The following is a 21,031-nucleotide window of genomic DNA, read 5'->3' as shown; positions in this document are numbered from 1 at the left end:
CCATGCAGCCTCGAGGCAAGATCGTCGTCGCGAGCCAGCATTACCCGCCGGATACGAGCACGACGGCGGCGATCATGGCAGAGATCGCCTGCCGTCTCGCCGCCGAGCACGAGGTCGTCGTGCTCTCGGGCTGGCCGGGCGCATTGCCGGCCTTGCAGACCGGACCGGGCAAGCCGCGCGTCGTCGCGATCAAGAACCGCATGGCGGGCAAGGCGGCGCTGGTGCGGCGCGGGGTGTCGGAGCTGCTGTTCGCGGCGCGCACGTTCGTCGCGTTGATGCGGGAGCTCAAGGCAGGGGACGTCGCGCTCACGGTCACCGCCCCGTTCATGCTGCCTTACGCGGTGGCGGCGGCAGCCAGGTTCAAGGGCGCACGCTCGGCGTTGATCATGCACGACCTCTTTCCCGACGTGCTGGTGATGGCGGGCCTGTTGAAGCCGGGTTCGCTCGTGACGCGGACGATGCGCGCCGCCAACGGCCTGATGTTCCGCGCGCTCAATGCCGTCATCACCATCGGCCGCGACGCGGAGCGGCCGCTGCTGAGCTATGCCGGAATGACGCGGAACAAGATCCGCTTCATCCCGAACTGGGCGACGCTCGTGCCCGCGCCACGGCCGGTCAATTCGGACAACCCGTTCCGCAAGGGATTTTCCGCGCGCTTCATCGTCGGCCTGTCGGGCAATCTCGGCTTCACCCATGATCCCGAGATCGTGTTCCAGGCGGCGCGTATTCTGAAGGACGAGGCCGACATTCACTTCCTGCTGTCCGGCTGGGGCATCGGATTCGAACGGCTGAAGCAGTTGCAGGCCGAAGCAAACCTCTCCAATGTCTCCTTCGTGGCGCGCGTCGCGGATACCGAGCTCGAGGCGTTCCTGGCGGCGGCCAATCTCTGGATCATTCCGTACCGGAAGGACGTGGCGGGGGTGTCGGTGCCGAGCCGGTTCTACAATCTGCTGGCGGTCGGCCGTCCCGTGCTGCTGGTCTCCGAGCCGGAGGCCGAGGCGGCCTTGACGGTGGTGGAGAACGGGCTTGGCTGGGTCGTGACGCCGGGCCGCGCCGATCAGCTCGCCGCGGCGATCCGCACGGCGTCGCGTTCCGACGACGACGCGATTGCGGCGCGCGCGGTGAAGACGGCAGCGCGATTCGACCGGACGATTGCGATGAACGCCTATGCCGGCGTAATCGACGAATTGCTGCGCACCCCGCACCTTTCGGAGCAACGATGAGCGAGAAGAAGCCGGTCGTGCTGGTGACGGGGGCGAACGGTTTCGTCGGACGTCATGTCGCCCCTGCGCTGGCGCGCGAGGGATGGTCGGTCCGCCGCGCGGTCCGCAGCCCGCAAGGTGTCGACGACGAGGTCGTGATCGAAACGATCGGTCCCGAGACCGATTGGCACGCCGCGCTGGAGGGCGTCGATGCCGTCGTCCATCTCGCCGCGCGGGTGCACCACAAGAACGAGGAGCACGCGGTCCAGCTCTACCGCAACGTCAATATCGCCGGCACACTGCATCTGGCGCGTTGCGCGGCGACGGCCGGCGTGCGCCAATTCGTCTTCGTCAGCACCGTTCTCGTGCACGGTCGCAGCAACGAGGGCCGTGCGCCGTTCAGCGAAGACGACATCCTGACGCCGCGCGGCCTCTACGGCATGTCAAAGGCTGCGGCCGAGGCGGGCTTGAGGACGCTGGCGCGCGACAACGACATGAAAATCTCGGTGATCCGGCCGCCGCTGGTCTATGGCGCGGGCGCCAGGGGCAATTTCGCGCTGCTGACGCGCGCGGTCCATCTCGGGCTGCCGCTGCCCTTTGCCGCGATCCGCAACCACCGCGCCTTCCTTGCCGTGCAGAACCTGTCGTCGTTCATCCTGCATCGGCTCGGCCATCCCGATCCCGCCAGCAATTTCGAGATCTTCCTCGTCGCCGACAGGGAGCAGGTCTCGACGCCCGAATTCATCACGCGGCTGGCGGAAGCATCCGGCAAGAAGCTGCGGCTGCTCGGCGTGCCGTCGGGCGTGCTCAGTACGCTGCTCAGCGTGATCGGCCGGCAGGATACGCATGATAGCCTGATCGGCTCGCTCGAGCTCAACATCTCCAAGGCGCTCGCAACCGGCTGGCAGCCCGAGGTCTCCCTCGACGAGGGGCTGCGGCTGGCGTTGGCGGCTCAGGATGCCTGAGGGCGGGAGAACCGCCGCAGCACGAAGGCGACCGAGACCGCGCCTGCGATCAGGGAGACGATCGTGACCGGCACCGAGCCGGCGCGAACGCTGGCGATGGCAAGCAACGCCAGCACGAGATTGAGCGCGAACACCTCGGCGATCACCTGCCCGATCGTGAAGCCGTTGTCGGTGGCGCGCTGATAGAAGTGCGTGCGGTGCGCCGACCAGAATGGTTCACGGCGCGCGATCCGGCGAAACAGCGTGATGGTGGAATCCGCAAGGTAATAGGCCGGCAGCAGCAGCGCCGCGGCGGGCTGTCCGTTCCAGGCGAGCTCCAGCAGGCACCAGCCGAGCAAAAGGCCGATCGGCAGGCTGCCGACATCGCCCAGGAACACCTTTGCGGCCGGACGGTTGAACGGCGCAAAGCCGAGCATGGCGCCGCACAGCGCGGTGGCGAGCAGCGCCGCGGATGGCGAGAGGTCGCCAAACCACCCGAACAGTCCGAGCGCGGTCGTGACGGGCACCACCTCCGCTACGGTCATGAGGTCGAGCCCGTCCATGAAATTGACGAGGTTCACGAACCAGATTCCGGCGAGCAGGATGAGGCCACGCTCCAGCGCGAGCGGCAGGGCCGGCACGATGCGCAGCGTCTCCGGTGTCGTGAAGACGACGGCAGCCACGGCTGCCGCCTGCAACACGAGGCGGAGCAGTACTGGCAGAGGCCTGATGTCATCGACGAGCCCGACCATCGCGATCAGGACAGCGGAGCCGATCAGAGGCAAGGGGATCGCGCCGGATGTCCATGCCGCAGCCACCAGCAGCGTGGCCGCGACAACCGCGATGCCCGCACCCTGCGGGGTCGGTATCCTGTGCGACGAGCGTGCGTTCGGACGCGCCAACGCGTAACGTTGCAGCAGCGGCATGCTCTGCCAGGTGATGCCGGCCGAGATCAGTGCGGCCAGCACGGCCGGCGCAAGTGCAAACAGCACCAGTCCCGCCGCAAGGTCCGGACCCGCGACGAGGGTCGTCACTCCGGCACTCCGATCGGCGCCGACCCCTGCGCGGCTTTCTCCGCGCTGAGGATCCAGACCAGGCCGCCGAACGCGCCGACGATGAAGGACACGGCGCCGAACAGCAGCGAGACGTTGACGCCCTCGTTGGCGGCAAGTCCGGCGAAGCCGAACGCCAGGCCCATCGTGGCTTCACGCACGCCCCAGCCGGCGATCGAGATCGGCATCATCGTGATCAGCATCACGGGCGGCACCAGCATAAAGACGTCGCTGAAGCGGACCGGGGCTGCGATCGACTGCACGACGCACCATGCGATGACGACGGCGAGCACGTGAACGAGCAGAGACAGGATCGCGATGATCGGTCCGCGGCTGCGGTTGAAGATCACGCGGTTCGCGATCACGGCACAGGCGTGAATGTGATGCGTGGCCCACCAGGTCTTCAGCCAGCGCCATTTCAGCGCGCCGAAAACCAGGAAGCCGAGGCCGCCGGCGAGCGCCAGGAGATCGATGAGCAGCAGCGCCGAGCGCCCGTGCGGATCGGTGATGAGGGTGTAGCTCCAGGGCAGGCTCGCGACGATGAGAATCGCGAGCGCGATCAATCCGATCGCGCGGTCGACGAAGATCGAGTAGGTCGCCGCACGCCAGCCGGCGCCGGCGCGCGCGACCAGCCACAGCCGGACCGCGTCGCCGCCGATGGCCGACGGCAGGGTCTGGTTGAAGAACGAGCCGATCACGTTGTAGCGCATGGCGCGGCCGAGCTCGAGCGGCGCGCCGCAGACGGCGCTGATCTCGCGCCAGCGCAGCACGCCGACGAAGATCTGCAGGAAGGTGATCGCGATCGCGGCGCCGATCCAGAACAGGCTGGACACGGTGAAGCGCGAAAACAATTCGGACAGATCGACCTTGCGCAGCGCCAGATAGAGCAGCGCCACGGAAATCAGGATTTTGGCCGTCGACAGCAGGATTCGGCGCATCTCGCCCGCATGAACTGGGTTTGCGAAGATTTGAGGCAACCCGACGCGAGCGCCGAATTCGGCCGCTTTGGTATGGTTTTGGCGCCGATCTTGCAATAGCCGTCGTGAGCGGCGGCGGGCCTATTGCGATCCCCTCGAACGGACGGCTAAAGGGGATCGGGCGAGGGAATCTCCGGGGGAACAGGATGACGGATCAGGCGATTTTGGTCACCGGGGCCGCCGGATTCATCGGCTTTCACGTCGCCCGGCAGCTTCTGGGCGAAGGCCGGTCCGTCGTCGGGCTCGACAATCTCAACGCCTATTACGATCCGGCACTGAAGCGGGCGCGTCTGGCGCTGCTGCAGGGCGACCCTCGCTTCTCCTTCGTCGAGGCTGACCTTGCCGACCGCGAGACGATGGCGGCGCTGTTTGCGCGGCATCGTTTCACCGAGGTCGTGCATCTGGCGGCACAGGCCGGCGTGCGCTACTCGATCGAGCAGCCGCACGCCTATGTCGATTCCAATCTGGTGGGCTTTCTCAACGTGCTCGAGGGCTGCCGCAACAGCGGCTGTCGTCATCTCGTCTACGCCTCGTCATCCTCCGTTTACGGCGCCAACACAAAAATGCCATTTGCGGTTGCGGACCGCACCGATCATCCCGTGAGCTTCTACGCCGCGACCAAGAAGGCGAACGAGGTGATGGCGCAGTCCTACAGCCATCTCTATCGCCTGCCGGTCACGGGCCTGCGCTTCTTTACCATTTACGGGCCATGGGGACGGCCCGACATGGCCATGTTCCTGTTCGTAAACGCCATCATGGCGGGCAAGCCGATCCGGCTGTTTAACCATGGCCGAATGCGCCGCGACTTCACCTATGTTGATGATGTCACACGTGTAGTATCCAAGCTGATCGATCTTGTGCCTGCGGACGATCCGGCTGCCGCAAATGCGCCGTTTAAGCTCTACAATGTCGGCAATCACCATCCGGAGGAACTGATGCACGTCGTCGGTCTTCTGGAGCGGGAGCTGGGCCGGACGGCGATCAAAGAATTGCTGCCGATGCAGCCGGGAGATGTGCTGGAAACGTTCGCGGATGTCGAGGATCTGATGCGCGACACCGGCTTTGCACCGTCAACGCCGATCGAGCATGGGGTCCACAATTTTGTCACCTGGTATCGCGACTACTTCAAGGTTTGAGATGACGATGGACAAACGCATAATCCCCCTGATCATGTGCGGCGGCGCCGGCACGCGGCTGTGGCCGGCTTCGCGCGAGGTGCGGCCGAAACAGTTCCTGCCGCTGTTCGGCGCGCGCTCGACCTTCCAGGACACGCTGCTGCGCGTCTCCGATCCCTCCCTGTTCGACCGGCCCATCATCATCACCAACGCGTCCTATCGCTTCATGGTGCTGGAGCAACTCGCCGAGATCGGCATCGAGGCCGACGTGATCCTCGAGCCGATGCGCCGCGATTCCGGACCTGCGATCGCGGCCGGCGCGGTGTTCGCGCAGAACCGCGCCAGTGACGCCATCGTGCTCGCGCTCGCCGCCGACCACGTCGTGCAGGATAATGCGGCTTTCGTCGCCGCCTGCCGCGAGGGCCTCACCGCCGCGAGCACCGGGCGCATCGTCACCTTCGGCATCAAGCCGGAGCGGCCGGCGACCGAATACGGCTACATCAATCCGGGCGAAGTGATCTCCGGTGAGGTTCATGCGGTCGCACGCTTCGTCGAGAAGCCGGACGCAGTGAAGGCCTCCGATTACGTCAATTCGGGTTATCTCTGGAACAGCGGCAACTTCATGTTCCCGGCGAGCCTGCTGCTCGACGAATATCGCAAGGTCGATGCGGGAAGCGTCGAGACCATCACCAGCGCGGTCAACAATGCCGGCCGCGATCTCGGCTTCGTCACGCTGGAGCCCGAGGCGTTCGGCGCGGCGAAGGCGATTTCGATCGATTATGCCGTGATGGAGAAGACCTCGCGCGCAGCGGTGGTGCCGGTGTCGTGCGGCTGGTCCGACGTCGGCTCCTGGCACGCGGTGTGGGAGCTCTCCGACAAGGACGCGCAAGGCAACGCGTCGCACGGCAGCGCGGTGTTCGAGGATTCCCGCAATTGCAATGTCACGACCGACTCCGCGCTGGTGGCGCTCGAAGGCGTCGATGATCTCGTCGTGGTCGCAACCGCCGATGCGGTGCTGGTCTCGCGCCAGAAGGATGCCAACGGCCTGAAGCGTCTCGTCACCAAGCTGAAGGCGGTCGCGCCGAAGGTCACCGAGGAGCATCTCAAGGTGCACCGCCCCTGGGGCAGCTACCAGTCGGTCGACAATGGCGAGCGCCACCAGGTCAAGCGCATCGTGGTGAAGCCGGGTGGCCGGCTGTCGCTGCAGAAGCACCATCATCGTGCCGAGCACTGGATCGTGGTCCGCGGCACCGCCCGCGTCACCGTCAACGAGACCGTGAAGGCCGTGCACGAGAACGAGTCGATCTACATCCCGATGGGCGCCGTCCACCGGATGGAGAACCCCGGTAAGATCATGCTGGAACTGATCGAGGTCCAGACTGGAAGCTATCTCGGGGAAGACGACATCATCCGGATTGAAGACGACTATCAAAGGTCGTAACCAGCAAACTCCGAATCACGAGACCCGGGCCAGGTAGGCGATATTTTTCGGCTTAAGGCCCGGGGAACGTGTAACTTTTTGAATCAAATCGTGTCCGGGCCGCCAAGGCGGCATTCGCCACAAATGTGGCGGCCGTGCTAGAAGCGCGCCGGGGATTTGCGTTGAATCGGGGTTTGCTCAGATGAGTTCCAAAGGGTCTGCACCGGCAAAGGCCGGCTTGCGCGTCGGCGTCATTGGCGCCGGTGTAATGGGGAGCAACCACGCGCGCGTGCTTGCGGGTCTTCCCGGCGTCAGCCTCGTGGGCGTCGTCGATCCTTCGCCGGCACATCGCACACGCGCGACGGAACTGGCCAATTGCGCAAGCTTCGAGACCCTCGACCAGCTGTTGGCCGAAGGCGTCGACGCCGTCACCATCGCAGCTCCGACCCATCTGCATCACGAGGTCGCGCTCGCCTGCATCGCCAAGAACATCCATGTTCTGGTCGAGAAGCCGATCGCATCCACCGTGGAGGAGGGCCGCGAGATCGTCGCTGCCGCGCACAAGGCCGGCGTCACGCTGATGGTCGGCCATGTCGAGCGCTTCAATCCGGCGGTCGTCGCCGTCAAGCAGGCGATCGCGGGCGAGGACATTCTCTCCATCGCGATCACGCGGGTCGGCCCGTTCCCGCCGCGCATGTCCAATGTCGGCGTCGTCATCGACCTCGCCGTGCACGACATCGATCTGATCCGCTGGTTCACCGAATCCGACATCGTCGAGGTGCAGCCGCAATTGTCGAGCGCGGTCGCCGAACGCGAGGACATTGCGCTGTTGCAGTTCCGCACGGCCAACGGCGTGCTCGCGCACATCAACACCAACTGGCTGACGCCGTTCAAGGCGCGCAGCGTCACGGTCGCGACCCGCGGCAAATACGTGATGGGCGATCTGCTGACGCGCCAGGTCACCGAATGCTTCGGCTTCAAGCCTGACGGCAGCTATTCGATGCGGCATCTGCCGGTCGGCCATGACGAACCGCTCCGCGCCGAGCTGATCGCGTTCCTCAAGGCGGTGCGCAACGGCGAGACGCCGGCGGTCACGGGCGACGAAGGCGTTGCCAGCCTCGAGATCGCGACGCAGTGCCTGGAGACGCCGTCACGGCCCGCGGCCAAATCGCCCGCCCTCAAGGGCCCGCGCCGCGTCGCCGGCTAAACCCTTGATCCATGTCGACGCCCCCTGAAAGCGCCAAGAACCAGGCCATGAACCAGCATCTGCGTTCCGAACCCATTCCCTTCATCGACGTCGCCTCGCAGCGCCGCCGGCTCGGCGCTTCGCTGGATGCCGCGGTCAAGCGCGTTCTCGACCATTGCCAGTTCGTCAATGGCCCTGAAGTCGCCGAGCTCGAGAAGCAGCTCGCGGCCTATAGCGGCGCCAAGCACGTCATCGGCTGCGCTAGCGGTACCGACGCGATCCTGATGGTGATGATGGCGAAGAACGTCGGGCCCGGCGATGCCGTGCTGTGTCCGTCCTTCACCTTCATCGCGACGGCCTCGCCGGTGGCGCGAACCGGCGCGACGCCTGTCTACGTCGACGTCGACGAGACCACCTTCAACATGAGCCCGGAATCGCTCAAGCGCGGCATCGCGACTGCGCGCAAGGCCGGCCTCAGGCCGGTCGCGGTCGTTCCGGTCGATCTGTTCGGCCAGCCCGCCGATCACGATGCGATCGCCGAGATCGCGAGGGCCGAGGGCCTGTTCGTGCTCGACGACGCCGCGCAAGGCTTTGGCGCGAGCTACAAGGGCCGCAAGCTCGGCACCTTCGGGCTCGCGACCGCGACCAGCTTCTTCCCGGCCAAGCCGCTCGGCTGCTTCGGCGACGGCGGCGCGATCTTCACCGATGACGACGAACTCGCGGCGACCTTGCGCAGCATCCGCGTGCACGGGCAGGGCGTCGACAAATACGACAACGTCCGCCTCGGCCTCACCGGCCGGCTCGACACCATGCAGGCCGCGATCCTGATCGAGAAGCTGAAGATCTTCGACGACGAGATCGCCGCCCGCAACAAGGTCGCCGAGCGCTACGCGCGCGGCCTGTCCAACGTCGTCACCGTGCCGCGCCTGGCGCCCGGCAATACCTCGGTCTGGGCGCAGTACACCATCCGCCTGCCCAAGGGCACCGACCGCGACGGCTTTGCTGCCGCGCTGAAGGCCCAGGGCGTGCCGACCGCGATCTATTACGGCAAGTCGATGCATCAGCAGACCGCCTACAGGCAATATCCGGTCGCCGAGGGCGGCCTGCCCGGTTGCGAGAGCCTGTCGCAGGACGTCATCAGCCTGCCGATGCATGCCTATCTGACCGAAGCCGATCAGGAGCGAATCATCGCCGCCGTGCAAGGTGCGCTGGCGGGCTGAGCGGGCCGCTCCAACCCTCTCCCCCTGTGGGAGAGGGTGGCTCGCCGCAAAGCGGCGAGACGGGTGAGGGGTCTCTCTCCGCACGGAATGCGTGGAGAGAGACCCCTCACCCCAATGAGCTTGTGTCTACTCGCGGAGCTGCCCTCTCCCACAAGGGGAGAGGGCACAGCGATGCGCATCGCAAGATGCAATCGACCTCTGTTCGATAAGCCTCTAAAACAGACGCATGCTCGGACGCATCTTCACAGTTGGCGGCTACACGCTGCTCTCGCGGCTGACGGGATTTGCCCGCGACATCATGCTCGCGGCGATCCTCGGCGCCGGCCCCGTGGCCGACGCCTTTTTCGTGGCGCTGCGGCTGCCCAACCATTTTCGCGCGATCTTCGCCGAGGGCGCCTTCAACGCCGCCTGGGTGCCGGCCTATGCCCATGTCCATGGCGAGAAGGGGGAGGCGGCGGCGCATCGGTTCGCTGACCGCATCTTCACGCTGCTGCTGGCCTCGCAGGTGGTGCTGCTGATCGTCGCCTGGCTGTTCATGCCGCAGGCCATGAGCTTGCTTGCGCCCGGCTTTTCCGAGGATGCCGAGCAGCGCAAGCTCGCGATCGAGCTGACCCGGATCACCTTTCCCTATCTGCTGCTGATCACGCTGGTGACGCTCTATGGCGGCATGCTCAACGTGATGCAGCGCTTTGCCAGCGCGGCAGCCGCATCGATCTTCCTCAACGTCGCCATGATGATGACGCTGGCGGTCGCCGTCTGGTTTCCGACGGCCGGCCACGCCGCCGCCTGGGGCGTGCTGATCTCCGGTTTCCTGCAATATTTCCTGCTGGCCGGCGATCTCGCCCGCCATGGCGGCCTGCCGCGCTTTGCGCCGCTCAAGCTCGACGAAGATGTCCGCGGTTTCTTCAAAGCGCTCGGCCCCGCGACACTGGGCTCGATGGGCACGCAGGTCGCGCTGTTCGCCGACACCATCATCGCGACCTTCCTGCCCGCCGGTGCGCTGTCGGCTCTCTATTACGCCGATCGGCTCAACCAGCTCCCGATCGGCGTGATCGGCATCGCCATCGGCACCGTGCTGCTGCCGGAGATGTCGAAACGGATCACGGCGAACGACCATGACGGGGCGATGAAGGCGCAGCGCCGCGCCTTCGATTTTACGCTGCTGTTCTCGATCCCGTTCGTGGCGGCCTTCCTCACCGTGCCCGACGAGATCATGCGCGCGCTGTTCGCCCGCGGCGCGTTCTCCAAGGCCGACGCGGTGGCTGCCGGCGGCACCCTCGCAGCCTATGCCATCGGCCTGATCCCGTTCGTGCTGATCCGCAGCGCAGTCGCGACCTTCTACGCCCGCAAGGATACCGCGACGCCGGTGCGGGCGTCGCTGACCGGCATCGCCGTCAACGTCGCGCTGAAGGTCGCCTTGATGGGATCGCTCGCCCAGATCGGCCTTGCGCTCGCAACCGCCGTCGGCGTCTGGACCAATCTATTGCTGGTGCTGTTCTTCGCCGTGCGCCGGGGCTTTCTCGTGCTGGATCGTGCCTGGCTGATGTCGCTCGCGAAATTTCTGCTGACCGGGATCATTCTGGCGGTGGTGTTCTGGCTGATTGCGCGCTTTGGCGGACCCGCGCTGGGCCCGATGCACTTCCGCGATGAGGTGATGCTGGTTCTCCTCGCGGTCGGTGGCACCATCGTCTATGCGCTCGCGATCCTCGTGCTGTTCGGCCGCAGCTGGCTGGTCTCGCTGGTGCGCGGCTAGGCGCGGAACGATCGCACGCAACAGGTTCGTCGAAACCTTCGGAGCCCCGTCGCCGTCCGCCTGAATTTGCGCAGGCTCGGAGCACGCTTGAGCCAGGCCGGAAGCCAGTCTTGATGTGGGTCAAACTGCCGGCGGGCGAAGCGGCTAGTAATGAACTCTTGCTGGCCAGCATCGGAGCAGGACATGGTAATATCTGCTGTGAAATGTTTGATCATTGCCGGTCTTGCCGCTGGTTTCGCCGCGGCGGCTCAGGCTGACGATCTCGACGTCGGCAAGTTGGAGTTTCAGTCGTCGTGCGCGAGTTGCCACGGTGCGGATGCCAGAGGCAAAGGACCGGTTAGCGACCAGCTCAAGACGCCGCCTTCCGATTTGACTGTGTTGGCCAAGACCAACAACGGTGTGTTTCCTGCGAACACCGTCTATGAAACCATCGATGGAATGAAAACAATTCCCGCTCACGGCACCCGTGAAATGCCGGTTTGGGGAGTACGATTCAACCCGATCGTCAACCTGCCTCACTATGTCGATCCATCCTATTGGCAGAAGGCCGGACCGGATCAAAGCCCGGAAGTCGTCGTGCGAAAACGTATCCTCGCCGTCGTCGATTATCTCGGTCGCATTCAGCAAAAGTAGCAGCCGGCGAGCATCGAGATCTCTTGCCCATCCCGCTGGAGTGCCTGCCCATGGAAGGTGATCCGAGGGACGATGCATCCGACGAAGCAGGGTGCTCGCCCCAGGGATGTATGCAACCTCTCCACATCTCTTGATTTTGTGCAATTGCCGTGATATCAGCGCTGCATGATTAAATGCTCGCGCAAACTCAACCGCAATCACATGACCCGCTTCGGCTGGGCCGTGGGAGGAGTCGTGCGCTAGGATCTCGACGACATCTTTTCCACCAGGCCCCGCCGGCATCGGACGGGGCCTTTTTTGTGGCCACGCTTCCCTGCCGGCACAACAGCAGGAGCGTGCGATGCCACCGCAACAGACGAACATCATCACAGCCGTGACGGAGCGCGATGCCGCGGTGCTCCGCCTTGACCGCTCGATCGCGTTGGCGAAGGAGGCCATGGACGAGGTTTTGACAGCAGCGGCGCGCCTTAATTCATCCACGGCAATGCCGCGCGACACCCTATTGGGAAGGGATGCGGGAGCAGTGGCCGAACCGACGCAGGGCGTCCTTGGCTTGCTCAAGCGATATTGGCGCGCGTTTCGAGAGTGGCGTCAGAACCCGCGGGTCATCCTGCAGGATTTGAGCGACAGGGAGTTGATGGATATCGGCCTGACGCGCGGCGATCTCTACCGCCTCGCACCTGGGAGAGCGATCGATGCCTTGAGAGATCGCACGAGGTATCTGTTGAACCACACTGGGATGTAGATCATCCTGGCAAACGCAGACATGCACTTTGCGAGCAAGCGACGGTCAACATCGTCGCTTGTTCTCAGGTGTGCGCTGCGGTGTAGAATCAAGGATTTTCACAGTGAAATGATCGAGCGGCGGCCTATCCGTCCGGTACTGCTCTGGAGCGCAACGGGCTGAGCATTTTTTGGCGGATGGCGCCGGTTTAAACCCGTTTGCCTTGCCAGTTTTTCCACGGCAATATGCCGGCAAAACAACCATGAGAACGGGACAATCAAATGGCGGCTCCCATCAAGTTCGGCGTTGGCCAAAGCGTGCTGCGCAAGGAGGATGACGCGCTCATCCGCGGCAAGGGCCGCTATACCGACGATTACGCGCCGCAGGCCGCGCTGCGCTGCCTGATGCTGCGCTCGCCGCATGCTCACGCCAAATTCACCATCGATGCGAGCCGCGCCCGCGGGCTGCCCGGCGTCGCGCTGATCCTGACGGCCGCCGACGTCAGCGATCTCGGCGATCTGCCGTGCCTGTTCAATCTCGAGACCGACCCGTTCAAGGGCCCTCCCTATCCGATCCTGGCCAAGGATGAGGTGCGCCATGTCGGCGATTCCATTGCCTTCGTGGTCGCCGAGACCATCGACCAGGCCCGCGACGCGATCGAGGCGATCGAGGTCAAATGGTCGCCGCTGCCGGCGGTGACCGGCGTCGTCAATGCCGTCAAAAAGGGCGCACCGCAGGTGTGGCCCGACAAGGCCGGCAATGTGCTGTTCGACGTCTCGATCGGCGACAAGGCGGCGACGGAAGCCGCCTTCGCCAAGGCGCATGCGGTGGCGGAGGTTTCCATCGTCAATCCGCGCGTGGTCGCAAGCTTCATGGAGACGCGCGCCGCGGTCTGCGAATACGATGCCAAGCGCGATCATCTGACGCTGACGATCGGCAGCCAGGGCAGCCATCGCCTGCGCGACATCCTGTGCCAGAACGTGCTGAAGATCCCGACCGAGCATATGCGGGTGATCTGCCCGGATGTCGGCGGCGGCTTCGGCACGAAACTGTTCCCGTACCGCGAATACGCGCTGGTAGCGGTCGCAGCGAAGAAACTGAAGAAGACGGTGAAATGGGCGGCCGACCGCACCGAGCACTTCATGGGCGACGCGCAGGGCCGCGACAACGTCACCACCGCCAAGATGGCGCTCGCCGAGGACGGCAAGTTCCTCGCGATGGATTGCGACCTTATGGGCGACATGGGCGCGTATCTGTCGACCTTCGGCCCCTACATCCCCCATGGCGGCGCCGGCATGCTGCCGGGTCTCTACGACATCCAGGCCTTTCACTGCCGGGTGCGGACCGTCTTCACCAACAGCGTGCCGGTCGATGCCTATCGCGGCGCAGGCCGGCCCGAGGCCGCCTACGTCATCGAGCGTCTCGTGGATGCTTGCGCACGAAAACTCGACATGACGCCGGACGCGGTTCGCCGCAAGAACTTCATCCAGCCGAAGGCGCTGCCCTACAAGACCGCGACCGGCAAGGTCTATGATTCCGGCGACTTCGCCGCGCATCTGAAGCGCGCGATGGAGATCGCCGAGTGGAAGGACTTTTCCAAGCGCGCCAAGGCGGCCAAGAAGAGCGGCCTGATCCGCGGCATTGGGCTGGCAAGCTATGTCGAGGTTTGCGGCACCATGGGCGAGGAGACCGCCAATGTGCGGATGGACCCAAATGGTGACATCACCGTCCTGATCGGCACGCAGTCGAGCGGGCAGGGGCACCAGACGGCTTATGCGCAGATCGTCGCTGAGCAGTTCGGCGTGGCGCCGGAACGCGTCCACGTCCATCAGGGCGACACCGACGAAATCAAGACCGGTCTCGGCACCGGCGGTTCGGCCTCGATCCCCTCCGGCGGCGTCAGCGTCGAGCGGGCCACGCGCGAGCTCGGGCAAAAGCTCAAGGAGATCGCGGCGCAGGCACTGGAGGCCGGCGCGGGCGACCTCGAGATCTCGGATGGTGTGGTACGCATCGCCGGCACGGACCGCTCGATCTCGTTCGCCGATCTCGCCAAGCGGCCCGGCGCCGATCCGTCGAAGCTCAATGCCAGCGCGACCTTCGCCAGCGCCGACGGCACCTATCCCAACGGCACGCACGTCGCGGAAGTCGAGATCGATCCGGCCACCGGCATCATCAAGATCGTCAACTATGTGATCGTCGACGATTTCGGCAAGACGCTCAATCCGCTGCTTCTCGCCGGCCAGGTGCACGGCGGCGCCATGCAGGGCATCGGCCAGGCGCTGATGGAGCAGGTGGTCTATGGACCCAATGACGGCCAGCTCATCACCGCGACCTACATGGACTATGCGCTGCCGCGGGCGGCGGACGGGCCGGCCTTCGTGTTCGAGACCGCCAACGTCCCCTGCAAGACCAATCCGATGGGCGTGAAAGGGGCGGGCGAGGCCGGCGCGATCGGCTCCTGTCCGGCCATCGTCAACGCCATCGTGGATGCGCTCTGGCGCGAATACAAGATCGACCACATTGACATGCCGGCAACCCCGGAACGGGTGTGGATCGCGATCAACGAGCACCATCGCCGCCACAGCCTGTGACTTCAGGCCCAGTCGATGGATCCGGAGTGCGACGATTTATCGTCGCGCTCGGGATGGAATGAAATCTGCCGAACGGTGTTGGCCCATAAGGGGTCGGCACGATCCTGCATCAGGAAAGGGATTTTGCGAATGAAGCGAGTGTTGGTTGTTGGGGGCGCGCTGCTGCTCGGGATGGGCGCCGTCTGGGCACAACAGGACTCCGTCAAGGAGGTCCAGACCCTCATGAAGGGCAACGGCAAGAATGCCGGCGCGATGGCCGCGATGGTGAAGGGCGAGAAGCCCTACGACCAGGCCACGGTCGACACCGCGCTGGCGCAGTTCGAGGATACCGCCAAGAAGCTGCCGAACCTGTTTCCGGCCAGCGCCAAGGGCATGAAGCCCGAGGGCGACTACTCGAGCTCGCCGAAGGTCTGGGACGACAAGGCGGGCTTCGACGCCAAGATCGCGAGCTTTGCCAAGGTCGTCGGCGAGGCCAAGGGCAAGATCAAGGATCTGGACTCGCTCAAGGCGAATTTCCCCGCCGTCGGCAAGGAATGCGGCGGCTGCCACGAGACCTATCGCGTCAAGAACGGCTGAGGTTCGTAGTCTCGTAGCCCGGATGAGCGCAGCGATATCCGGGGAGTCCAGCCGATAGTCTGTCCCGGATGTCGCTGCGCTCATCCGGACTACCCGGAATTCACAAGGGCGGTTGCGAAAGCAGCCGCCCTTTTTCCATCTGCAAGGTCTGACGGATCGCTGCGGGAGCAGCTATCTTCGTGCCAATGGCCGCGCCATTGATGCGACGAGGTGCACTCGGTTCCGACGGCGCCATGGCATCAGGAGTTCCAGCACGCGGCGAAGATCCCATCAACAGCGAGACATGCCATGGTCAAACCGTTTCCGTCGAAGACGCACATCGGCAATCACATGCTGCATCCTGAAACGCTGATGCTGACCTATGGCTATGATCCGCAGCTGTCGGAAGGCGCCATCAAGCCGCCGGTGTTCCTGACCTCCACCTTCGTGTTCAAGACGGCCGATGACGGGCAGGACTTTTTCGACTTCGTCGCCGGCCGGCGCGAGCCGCCGGAAGGCATGGGCGCGGGCCTGGTCTATTCGCGCTTCAATCACCCCAACAGCGAGATCGTCGAGGACAGGCTCTCGATCTACGAGCGTACCGAGAAGTGCGCGCTGTTCTCGTCCGGCATGGCGGCGATCGCGACCACGATCCTGGCTTTCGTTCGTCCCGGCGACGTCATCCTGCACTCCCAGCCGCTCTATGGCGGGACGGAGACGCTGCTGACGAACACGCTGGCGCGTCTGTCGATCGGCGCCGTCGGCTTCGCCGACGGGATTGATGAGGCCTCCGTCCAGCAGGCGGCAGAGGAGGCCATGGCCAAGGGCCGCGTGTCGATGATCCTGATCGAAACTCCGGCCAACCCGACCAACGGTCTGGTCGATGTCGCCATGATCCGCCGCATTGCCGATTCCATCGGCAAGGCGCAGGGCGACACGCCGATCATCGCCTGCGACAACACGCTGCTCGGACCGGTGTTTCAACGGCCGATCGAGCACGGCGCCGACATTTCTCTCTACTCGCTCACGAAATATGTCGGCGGTCACTCCGATCTGATCGCTGGCGCAGCCCTTGGTTCGAAGGCGCTGATGAAGGGCATCAAGGCGCTACGCGGCGCCATCGGAACGCAACTCGATCCGCATTCCTGCTGGATGATCAGCCGCTCGCTCGAGACGCTGAGCCTGCGCATGGAAAAAGCCGATGCGAATGCGCGCCTCGTGGCGGATTATTTGCGCGATCACCCCAAGGTGGCCAAGGTTCACTACCTCGGTCATCACGAGGAGGCCTCGCCCGCGGGCCGTGTGTTCGCGCGGCAATGCCTGGGGGCGGGATCGACCTTTTCGTTCGACATCGTCGGCGGCAAGGACGCGGCGGTCAAATTCCTCAATGCGCTGCAGATCATCAAGCTGGCGGTCAGTCTCGGCGGCACCGAGTCGCTCGCGAGCCTGCCCGCGACCATGACGCATTCCGGCGTTCCCGCCGACATCCGCCGGAAAATCGGCGTGCTCGATTCCACGATCCGGTTGTCGATCGGCATCGAGAACCCGTCGGACCTGATCGCGGACCTCACGCAGGCGCTGAACGCGGCCTGAGTGCTCCTCGAAAAGTGCGTAGCCCGGATGGAGCGCAAGCGTAATCCGGGATCTTTACGCCTCTGAGTTCGTCCCGGATTGCGCTGCGCTCCATCCGGGCTGCGACGTCAACCTCCTAGGAATCGAAAAGGCCGGACGCCCCCTCCTGCGCCCGGCCTTTTGCGACGAAGTAATCTTGGAGGCTTACTTCGTCACTTGACCGCGGATCTCGCCGCCCGGATTGGCCGCGGTGTGGATGTTGATGTAGTACTTGCCGCCGAGCAGATCGGCAGCCTGCGCATCCGTGAGCGTCGCCTCACCCTTGACCGGGCTTGCGGCCGCATTCGGGATCGCAACGGCCACGCCGGCGTTCTTGCCGGCCTCGGCAGGTCCGTGGAAATGTGCGGCGGTGGCGGGGCCGGAGAGTCCGGAATAAGTGACGGTCCAGGACAGCTTCTTGCTGGCGGCATCATAGTTCAGATCGGCGGTTCCGGTGCCGCTGCTGGTGGTTGCCGGCACCTCGGACTTGCCGTCGAGCGCTGCTTTCAGCTTTTCTGCACTGGCGGGGCTTGCGAAGGCAACGGCGCCAAGCGCCAAGGCGGCAATGACGGTCTTGTTCATGATAATCTCCCTGCTGAGCCCGTTCGGGCTGCCAACCTTCCAACAGCCGGCATTTCAGTTTATTCCCGCTTTTGGCCAGGGCGGGCTAAATTCTTCGTGGCTGGAGCCGCGACGACATCGGTCTTAGGTTCGCCGCGACGAGTGAATGGATCGGCATGTTGCAACGAACAATTCTCGCAGGGCTGCTCGCCGCGGTCATTGCTGCCGGCGTCTATTGGTGGCTCAGCGCGCCGGTGGTGGCAGCTGTGGGCAACGCGCCGGCCCATGTGGCAAACCTTGCCAATGGTGAGACGATGTTCAACGCCGGGGGCTGCGCGTCCTGCCATGCCACGCCCAACCAGCCCGATCGTGTCAGGCTCGGCGGCGGCGTCGCGATCAAGTCGCCGTTCGGAACGTTCTACGCGCCGAACATCTCCCCCGATCCGAACGACGGCATCGGCAAATGGACCGACGCCGACTTCGTCAATGCGGTGATGCACGGGGTTTCGCCGGACGGGCAGCATTATTTTCCCGCGTTTCCCTATACGTCGTACCAGCATGCCAGGCGCGAGGACGTGCTCGATCTCTTCGCTTATCTGAAGACGCTGCCGCCCGTGACCGGCAAGGTGCGTGACCACGACGTCGGCTTTCCCTTCAACATCCGCCGCAACGTCGGCATCTGGAAATTCCTGTTCCTGGACGACAAGCCTTTTGTCGCCGACGGCACCAGGTCGCCGCAATTCAATCGCGGCGCCTATCTCGTCAACAGTTTTGGCCATTGCGCCGAATGTCACAGCCCGCGCAACGCGCTCGGCGGCATCATCTCGAGCCAGCGCTTTGCCGGCGGGCCTAATCCGGAAGGCGAGGGCTGGGTGCCCAACATCACCCAGAAGCGCCTCGGCGAGTGGAGCGCGAAGGATATCGCCTATTTCCTCAAGACCGGCGAACTCCCGGACGGCGACAGCGTCGGCGGTGCGATGACGCGAGTGATCAAGAACACCTCGCAGTTGTCCGACGCGGATCTTGCCGCAATGGCGGACTATCTCAAATCGCTGCCGCCGGTGGACGGTCCGCCGCGGCCCAAGCGCAAGGAAGCCGGCAAGGACGCCGGCTAGCTGCGGGCTAGCTGGCGCCGAACGCCTTGAAGGTGATGATGGTGAGGGTGTCCTGGATGCCCGGCAGCACCTGCACCTTCTCGTTGACGAAATGGCCGATGTCGGTGTCCTTGTCGACGTAGAACTTCACGAGAAGGTCGTATTGGCCGGCCGTGGAGTAGATTTCGGACGCGATCTCGGCTTCGGCAAGCGCGTTGGCGACAATATAGGACTGGCCGAGCTTGCATTTGATCTGGACGAAAAAAGGAACCATCGCGGGCACTCCGAAAGCGTATTCTTCCGGCTAATAGGCCAAAACCGGCCGGAATTAGCAAGCGAACTTGCTTGTCACAGGGCGAGCGCGGTAGGACGGACCATGGTCCCGAAAACGATGAAAATCTGCCCATGACGACCCCGGTCGCACTCACCATCGCCGGCTCCGATTCGAGCGGCGGCGCCGGCATCCAGGCCGACCTCAAGACCTTTGCCGCGCTCGGCGTCTATGGCGCCTCCGCCATCACGGCGCTGACGGCGCAGAACACGCGCGGCGTCACCGGCATTCAAGCGGTGCCGGCCGAGTTCGTCACCGCGCAGATCGATGCTGTGTTCTCCGATCTCGACGTCGGCGCGGTGAAAATCGGCATGGTCGCCCAGGTCGCCAGCATCGAGGCAATCGCGACCGCGCTGTCGCGCTGGAAACCGAAGCACGTCGTGCTCGATCCCGTGATGGTGGCGACCTCCGGCGACCGCCTGCTGGCATCCGAGGCCGTCGATGCCCTGCGCACGAAGCTGATACCGATGGCCTCAGTGATCACGCCGAACCTGCCGGAGGCCGCGGCGCTGCTCGACGAGGAGATCGCGGTGAGCGAGGCCGGGATCGAAAGCCAGGGGCGGCGCCTGCTGGCGCTGGGCTGCCGCGCGGTCCTGATCAAGGGCGGGCACGGTGAGGGCGCCGAGAGCACCGACTATCTCGTCACGTCCGAAGGCGGAGTCGCGCTCGCGGCACCGCGTGTTGCCACGCGCAACACCCACGGCACCGGTTGCTCGCTGTCCTCGGCGGTCGCGGCGGGACTGGCCAAGGGCGAGGATCTGGAAACCGCCGTGCGCAACGCCAAGGCCTGGATCAGCGCAGCCATTGCCGCCGCCGACCGTTTCAGCGTCGGCCACGGGCATGGGCCCGTGCATCATTTCCATCGGTTCTACTGAGCCAGTCTGCGGAAACGCGGCCATTTACCCGTTCAGCACAAGCGGCGCGGCCCGCTCACCCTCCCCTGGAGGGGGAGGGTCGGCTCACATTGAGCGTAGCGAAATGTGAGACGGGGTGGGGTGACGGTCTCTCCATTGCCAACAGTGCCTGAGAGATCACCCCACCCCGCTCGCGCTGCGCGCGATCGACCCTCCCCCTCCAGGGGAGGGTAGACGTCCTGCGCCCCCCTGCGGCCCCATGTCGCCTGATTGTCGCATGCGACTGATATTCGCGGGGAGGGCGAGGCAAGGTTTGATTCGTATCTGAAGGTGCCTCAAGGGTTCAATCTGTCATCCCCCTGTCACGGGACATTTGTTACAGGCTGGCGCATGGGAAGTTACGATGTGAGTGACGAGAGCCCGGAGCGGCGCTTTCGCACGTTGTTCATCTCCGACGTTCATCTCGGAGCCCGCGGTTCTCAGGCCGATCTTCTGCTCGACTTCCTGCGCTACCATGATGCCGACACGATCTATCTGGTCGGCGACATCGTCGACGGCTGGGCGCTGAAATCGAGCTGGAACTGGCCGCAATCCCACAACGATCTGGTGCAGAAGCTGCTGCGCAAGGCGCGCAAGGGCGCCAAGGTCGTCTACATCCCCGGCAATCACGACGAGTTCCTGCGCAACTATTACGGCACGCATTTCGGCGGCATCGACGTGGTCGAGAACACCGTCCACACCGGCGTGGACGGCAAGCGCTATCTCGTCATCCACGGCGACATCTTCGATCTCGTGGTGCAGAACGCGCGCTGGCTCGCCCATCTCGGCGACAAGGCCTACGACTTCGCGATCCAGATGAATCGCTTCGTCAACTTCTTCCGCCGCCTGTTCAAGGTGCCCTATTGGTCGCTGTCGCAATGGGCCAAGCAGAAGGTCAAGAACGCCGTCAATTACATCGGCGCGTTCGAGCAGGCGCTCGCCGCCGAGGCGCGACGCCACGACGCCGACGGCGTGATCTGCGGCCACATCCATTACGCCGTGATCCGCGACGAGGGCGGCATCCGCTACATGAATTGCGGCGACTGGGTCGAGAGCTGCACGGCGCTGGTCGAGCACGACGACGGCCGTTTCGAGATCATCACCTGGGCGGATCATTTGCAGAAGCCGGCAGCCGTCCCGCAGGTCGCAGCCAGAGCTGCATGACGGAG

19 protein-coding genes are annotated in these 21,031 nt (G+C 64.6%); 15 read left to right on the top strand and 4 right to left on the bottom strand.

The window, feature by feature from the left end; translation table 11 throughout:
* Positions 1-2 precede the first annotated feature (2 nt).
* Both CIT40_RS23300 and CIT40_RS23295 read left to right on the top strand, forming a co-directional pair.
* Complete coding sequence (locus CIT40_RS23300) at positions 3-1,223, top strand: glycosyltransferase family 4 protein (RefSeq protein WP_162307635.1); 1,221 nt, start codon at positions 3-5, stop codon at positions 1,221-1,223.
* The gene (locus tag CIT40_RS23295) at positions 1,220-2,167 is read left to right on the top strand and encodes an NAD-dependent epimerase/dehydratase family protein (protein WP_094891562.1); all 948 of its coding nucleotides are present in this window, start codon (positions 1,220-1,222) and stop codon (positions 2,165-2,167) included. The genes CIT40_RS23300 and CIT40_RS23295 overlap by 4 nt, the downstream gene beginning before the upstream one ends.
* On the opposite strand, the gene CIT40_RS23290 is transcribed toward CIT40_RS23295, so the two are convergent.
* Both CIT40_RS23290 and CIT40_RS23285 read right to left on the bottom strand, forming a co-directional pair.
* Positions 2,155-3,180 carry an MraY family glycosyltransferase gene (locus CIT40_RS23290; protein WP_414645364.1) on the bottom strand — a complete coding sequence of 342 codons (1,026 nt, stop codon included), beginning with the start codon at positions 3,178-3,180 and terminating at the stop codon, positions 2,155-2,157. The genes CIT40_RS23295 and CIT40_RS23290 overlap by 13 nt on opposite strands.
* The gene (locus tag CIT40_RS23285; RefSeq protein ID WP_094891565.1) at positions 3,177-4,136 is read right to left on the bottom strand and encodes a lysylphosphatidylglycerol synthase transmembrane domain-containing protein; all 960 of its coding nucleotides are present in this window, start codon (positions 4,134-4,136) and stop codon (positions 3,177-3,179) included. Before CIT40_RS23285 ends, CIT40_RS23290 begins: the two co-directional genes overlap by 4 nt.
* Before the next feature lie 185 nt (positions 4,137-4,321).
* Here CIT40_RS23285 and CIT40_RS23280 point away from each other — a divergent pair, with 185 nt between their 5' ends.
* The 10 genes from CIT40_RS23280 to CIT40_RS23235 all read left to right on the top strand — a co-directional run bounded on the left by CIT40_RS23280 (position 4,322) and on the right by CIT40_RS23235 (position 16,965).
* A complete protein-coding gene (locus CIT40_RS23280) occupies positions 4,322-5,311 on the top strand; it encodes an NAD-dependent epimerase (protein WP_094891568.1) in 990 nt (329 codons plus the stop codon).
* Between the two features lie 7 nt (positions 5,312-5,318).
* Positions 5,319-6,731, top strand: coding sequence for a mannose-1-phosphate guanylyltransferase/mannose-6-phosphate isomerase (locus tag CIT40_RS23275; protein WP_162307634.1), 1,413 nt, complete (start codon positions 5,319-5,321; stop codon positions 6,729-6,731).
* A gap of 181 nt (positions 6,732-6,912) precedes the next feature.
* On the top strand, positions 6,913-7,917 hold the full coding sequence (locus CIT40_RS23270; protein ID WP_094895844.1) for a Gfo/Idh/MocA family protein: 1,005 nt from the start codon (positions 6,913-6,915) through the stop codon (positions 7,915-7,917).
* A gap of 47 nt (positions 7,918-7,964) precedes the next feature.
* Complete coding sequence (locus CIT40_RS23265) at positions 7,965-9,116, top strand: DegT/DnrJ/EryC1/StrS family aminotransferase (protein ID WP_162307633.1); 1,152 nt, start codon at positions 7,965-7,967, stop codon at positions 9,114-9,116.
* A 226-nt stretch (positions 9,117-9,342) separates the two neighbouring features.
* The gene (murJ, locus tag CIT40_RS23260; protein WP_094895842.1) at positions 9,343-10,869 is read left to right on the top strand and encodes a murein biosynthesis integral membrane protein MurJ; all 1,527 of its coding nucleotides are present in this window, start codon (positions 9,343-9,345) and stop codon (positions 10,867-10,869) included.
* Between the two features lie 183 nt (positions 10,870-11,052).
* The gene (locus CIT40_RS23255) at positions 11,053-11,502 is read left to right on the top strand and encodes a c-type cytochrome (protein WP_094895841.1); all 450 of its coding nucleotides are present in this window, start codon (positions 11,053-11,055) and stop codon (positions 11,500-11,502) included.
* 340 nt (positions 11,503-11,842) lie between these two features.
* Positions 11,843-12,247 carry a DUF1127 domain-containing protein gene (locus CIT40_RS23250; RefSeq protein ID WP_094895840.1) on the top strand — a complete coding sequence of 135 codons (405 nt, stop codon included), beginning with the start codon at positions 11,843-11,845 and terminating at the stop codon, positions 12,245-12,247.
* Positions 12,248-12,507: 260 nt separating this feature from the next.
* Positions 12,508-14,817: a xanthine dehydrogenase family protein molybdopterin-binding subunit gene (locus CIT40_RS23245; protein ID WP_094895839.1), complete on the top strand. Its 2,310-nt coding sequence runs from the start codon at positions 12,508-12,510 to the stop codon at positions 14,815-14,817.
* Positions 14,818-14,946: 129 nt separating this feature from the next.
* A complete protein-coding gene (locus tag CIT40_RS23240; RefSeq protein WP_094895838.1) occupies positions 14,947-15,393 on the top strand; it encodes a c-type cytochrome in 447 nt (148 codons plus the stop codon).
* A gap of 288 nt (positions 15,394-15,681) precedes the next feature.
* Entirely contained in the window at positions 15,682-16,965 is a 1,284-nt protein-coding gene (locus tag CIT40_RS23235; protein WP_094895837.1) for a cystathionine gamma-synthase family protein, read from the top strand.
* 183 nt (positions 16,966-17,148) lie between these two features.
* Here CIT40_RS23235 and CIT40_RS23230 read toward each other — a convergent pair whose 3' ends face one another.
* Positions 17,149-17,565, bottom strand: a complete 417-nt coding sequence (locus CIT40_RS23230; RefSeq protein ID WP_094895836.1) for a CHRD domain-containing protein — start codon at positions 17,563-17,565, stop codon at positions 17,149-17,151.
* Between the two features lie 155 nt (positions 17,566-17,720).
* Between CIT40_RS23230 and CIT40_RS23225 the strand changes: the two genes are divergently transcribed.
* Positions 17,721-18,659: a c-type cytochrome gene (locus CIT40_RS23225; RefSeq protein WP_094895835.1), complete on the top strand. Its 939-nt coding sequence runs from the start codon at positions 17,721-17,723 to the stop codon at positions 18,657-18,659.
* 7 nt (positions 18,660-18,666) lie between these two features.
* On the opposite strand, the gene CIT40_RS23220 is transcribed toward CIT40_RS23225, so the two are convergent.
* Positions 18,667-18,912, bottom strand: coding sequence for an Lrp/AsnC ligand binding domain-containing protein (locus tag CIT40_RS23220; RefSeq protein WP_094895834.1), 246 nt, complete (start codon positions 18,910-18,912; stop codon positions 18,667-18,669).
* Between the two features lie 131 nt (positions 18,913-19,043).
* Here CIT40_RS23220 and thiD point away from each other — a divergent pair, with 131 nt between their 5' ends.
* Complete coding sequence (gene thiD, locus CIT40_RS23215; RefSeq protein ID WP_094895833.1) at positions 19,044-19,844, top strand: bifunctional hydroxymethylpyrimidine kinase/phosphomethylpyrimidine kinase; 801 nt, start codon at positions 19,044-19,046, stop codon at positions 19,842-19,844.
* Positions 19,845-20,213: 369 nt separating this feature from the next.
* Complete coding sequence (locus tag CIT40_RS23210; RefSeq protein ID WP_094895832.1) at positions 20,214-21,026, top strand: UDP-2,3-diacylglucosamine diphosphatase; 813 nt, start codon at positions 20,214-20,216, stop codon at positions 21,024-21,026.
* Positions 21,027-21,031 lie beyond the last annotated feature (5 nt).

Origin of the sequence: Bradyrhizobium amphicarpaeae, assembly GCF_002266435.3 — a bacterium.
GTDB classification, from domain to species: domain Bacteria; phylum Pseudomonadota; class Alphaproteobacteria; order Rhizobiales; family Xanthobacteraceae; genus Bradyrhizobium; species Bradyrhizobium amphicarpaeae.
This window is presented reverse-complemented; position numbering and strand designations above follow the sequence as displayed.

Coding starts and splice junctions, on each gene's coding strand:
- CIT40_RS23300 (WP_162307635.1), top strand. CDS start 3: ATGCAGCCTCGAGGCAAGATCGTCGTCGCGAGCCAGCATTACCCGCCG.
- CIT40_RS23295 (WP_094891562.1), top strand. CDS start 1,220: ATGAGCGAGAAGAAGCCGGTCGTGCTGGTGACGGGGGCGAACGGTTTC.
- CIT40_RS23285 (WP_094891565.1), bottom strand. CDS start 4,136: ATGCGCCGAATCCTGCTGTCGACGGCCAAAATCCTGATTTCCGTGGCG.
- CIT40_RS23280 (WP_094891568.1), top strand. CDS start 4,322: ATGACGGATCAGGCGATTTTGGTCACCGGGGCCGCCGGATTCATCGGC.
- CIT40_RS23275 (WP_162307634.1), top strand. CDS start 5,319: ATGGACAAACGCATAATCCCCCTGATCATGTGCGGCGGCGCCGGCACG.
- CIT40_RS23270 (WP_094895844.1), top strand. CDS start 6,913: ATGAGTTCCAAAGGGTCTGCACCGGCAAAGGCCGGCTTGCGCGTCGGC.
- CIT40_RS23265 (WP_162307633.1), top strand. CDS start 7,965: ATGAACCAGCATCTGCGTTCCGAACCCATTCCCTTCATCGACGTCGCC.
- murJ (WP_094895842.1), top strand. CDS start 9,343: ATGCTCGGACGCATCTTCACAGTTGGCGGCTACACGCTGCTCTCGCGG.
- CIT40_RS23255 (WP_094895841.1), top strand. CDS start 11,053: ATGGTAATATCTGCTGTGAAATGTTTGATCATTGCCGGTCTTGCCGCT.
- CIT40_RS23250 (WP_094895840.1), top strand. CDS start 11,843: ATGCCACCGCAACAGACGAACATCATCACAGCCGTGACGGAGCGCGAT.
- CIT40_RS23245 (WP_094895839.1), top strand. CDS start 12,508: ATGGCGGCTCCCATCAAGTTCGGCGTTGGCCAAAGCGTGCTGCGCAAG.
- CIT40_RS23240 (WP_094895838.1), top strand. CDS start 14,947: ATGAAGCGAGTGTTGGTTGTTGGGGGCGCGCTGCTGCTCGGGATGGGC.
- CIT40_RS23235 (WP_094895837.1), top strand. CDS start 15,682: ATGGTCAAACCGTTTCCGTCGAAGACGCACATCGGCAATCACATGCTG.
- CIT40_RS23230 (WP_094895836.1), bottom strand. CDS start 17,565: ATGAACAAGACCGTCATTGCCGCCTTGGCGCTTGGCGCCGTTGCCTTC.
- CIT40_RS23225 (WP_094895835.1), top strand. CDS start 17,721: ATGTTGCAACGAACAATTCTCGCAGGGCTGCTCGCCGCGGTCATTGCT.
- CIT40_RS23220 (WP_094895834.1), bottom strand. CDS start 18,912: ATGGTTCCTTTTTTCGTCCAGATCAAATGCAAGCTCGGCCAGTCCTAT.
- thiD (WP_094895833.1), top strand. CDS start 19,044: ATGACGACCCCGGTCGCACTCACCATCGCCGGCTCCGATTCGAGCGGC.
- CIT40_RS23210 (WP_094895832.1), top strand. CDS start 20,214: ATGGGAAGTTACGATGTGAGTGACGAGAGCCCGGAGCGGCGCTTTCGC.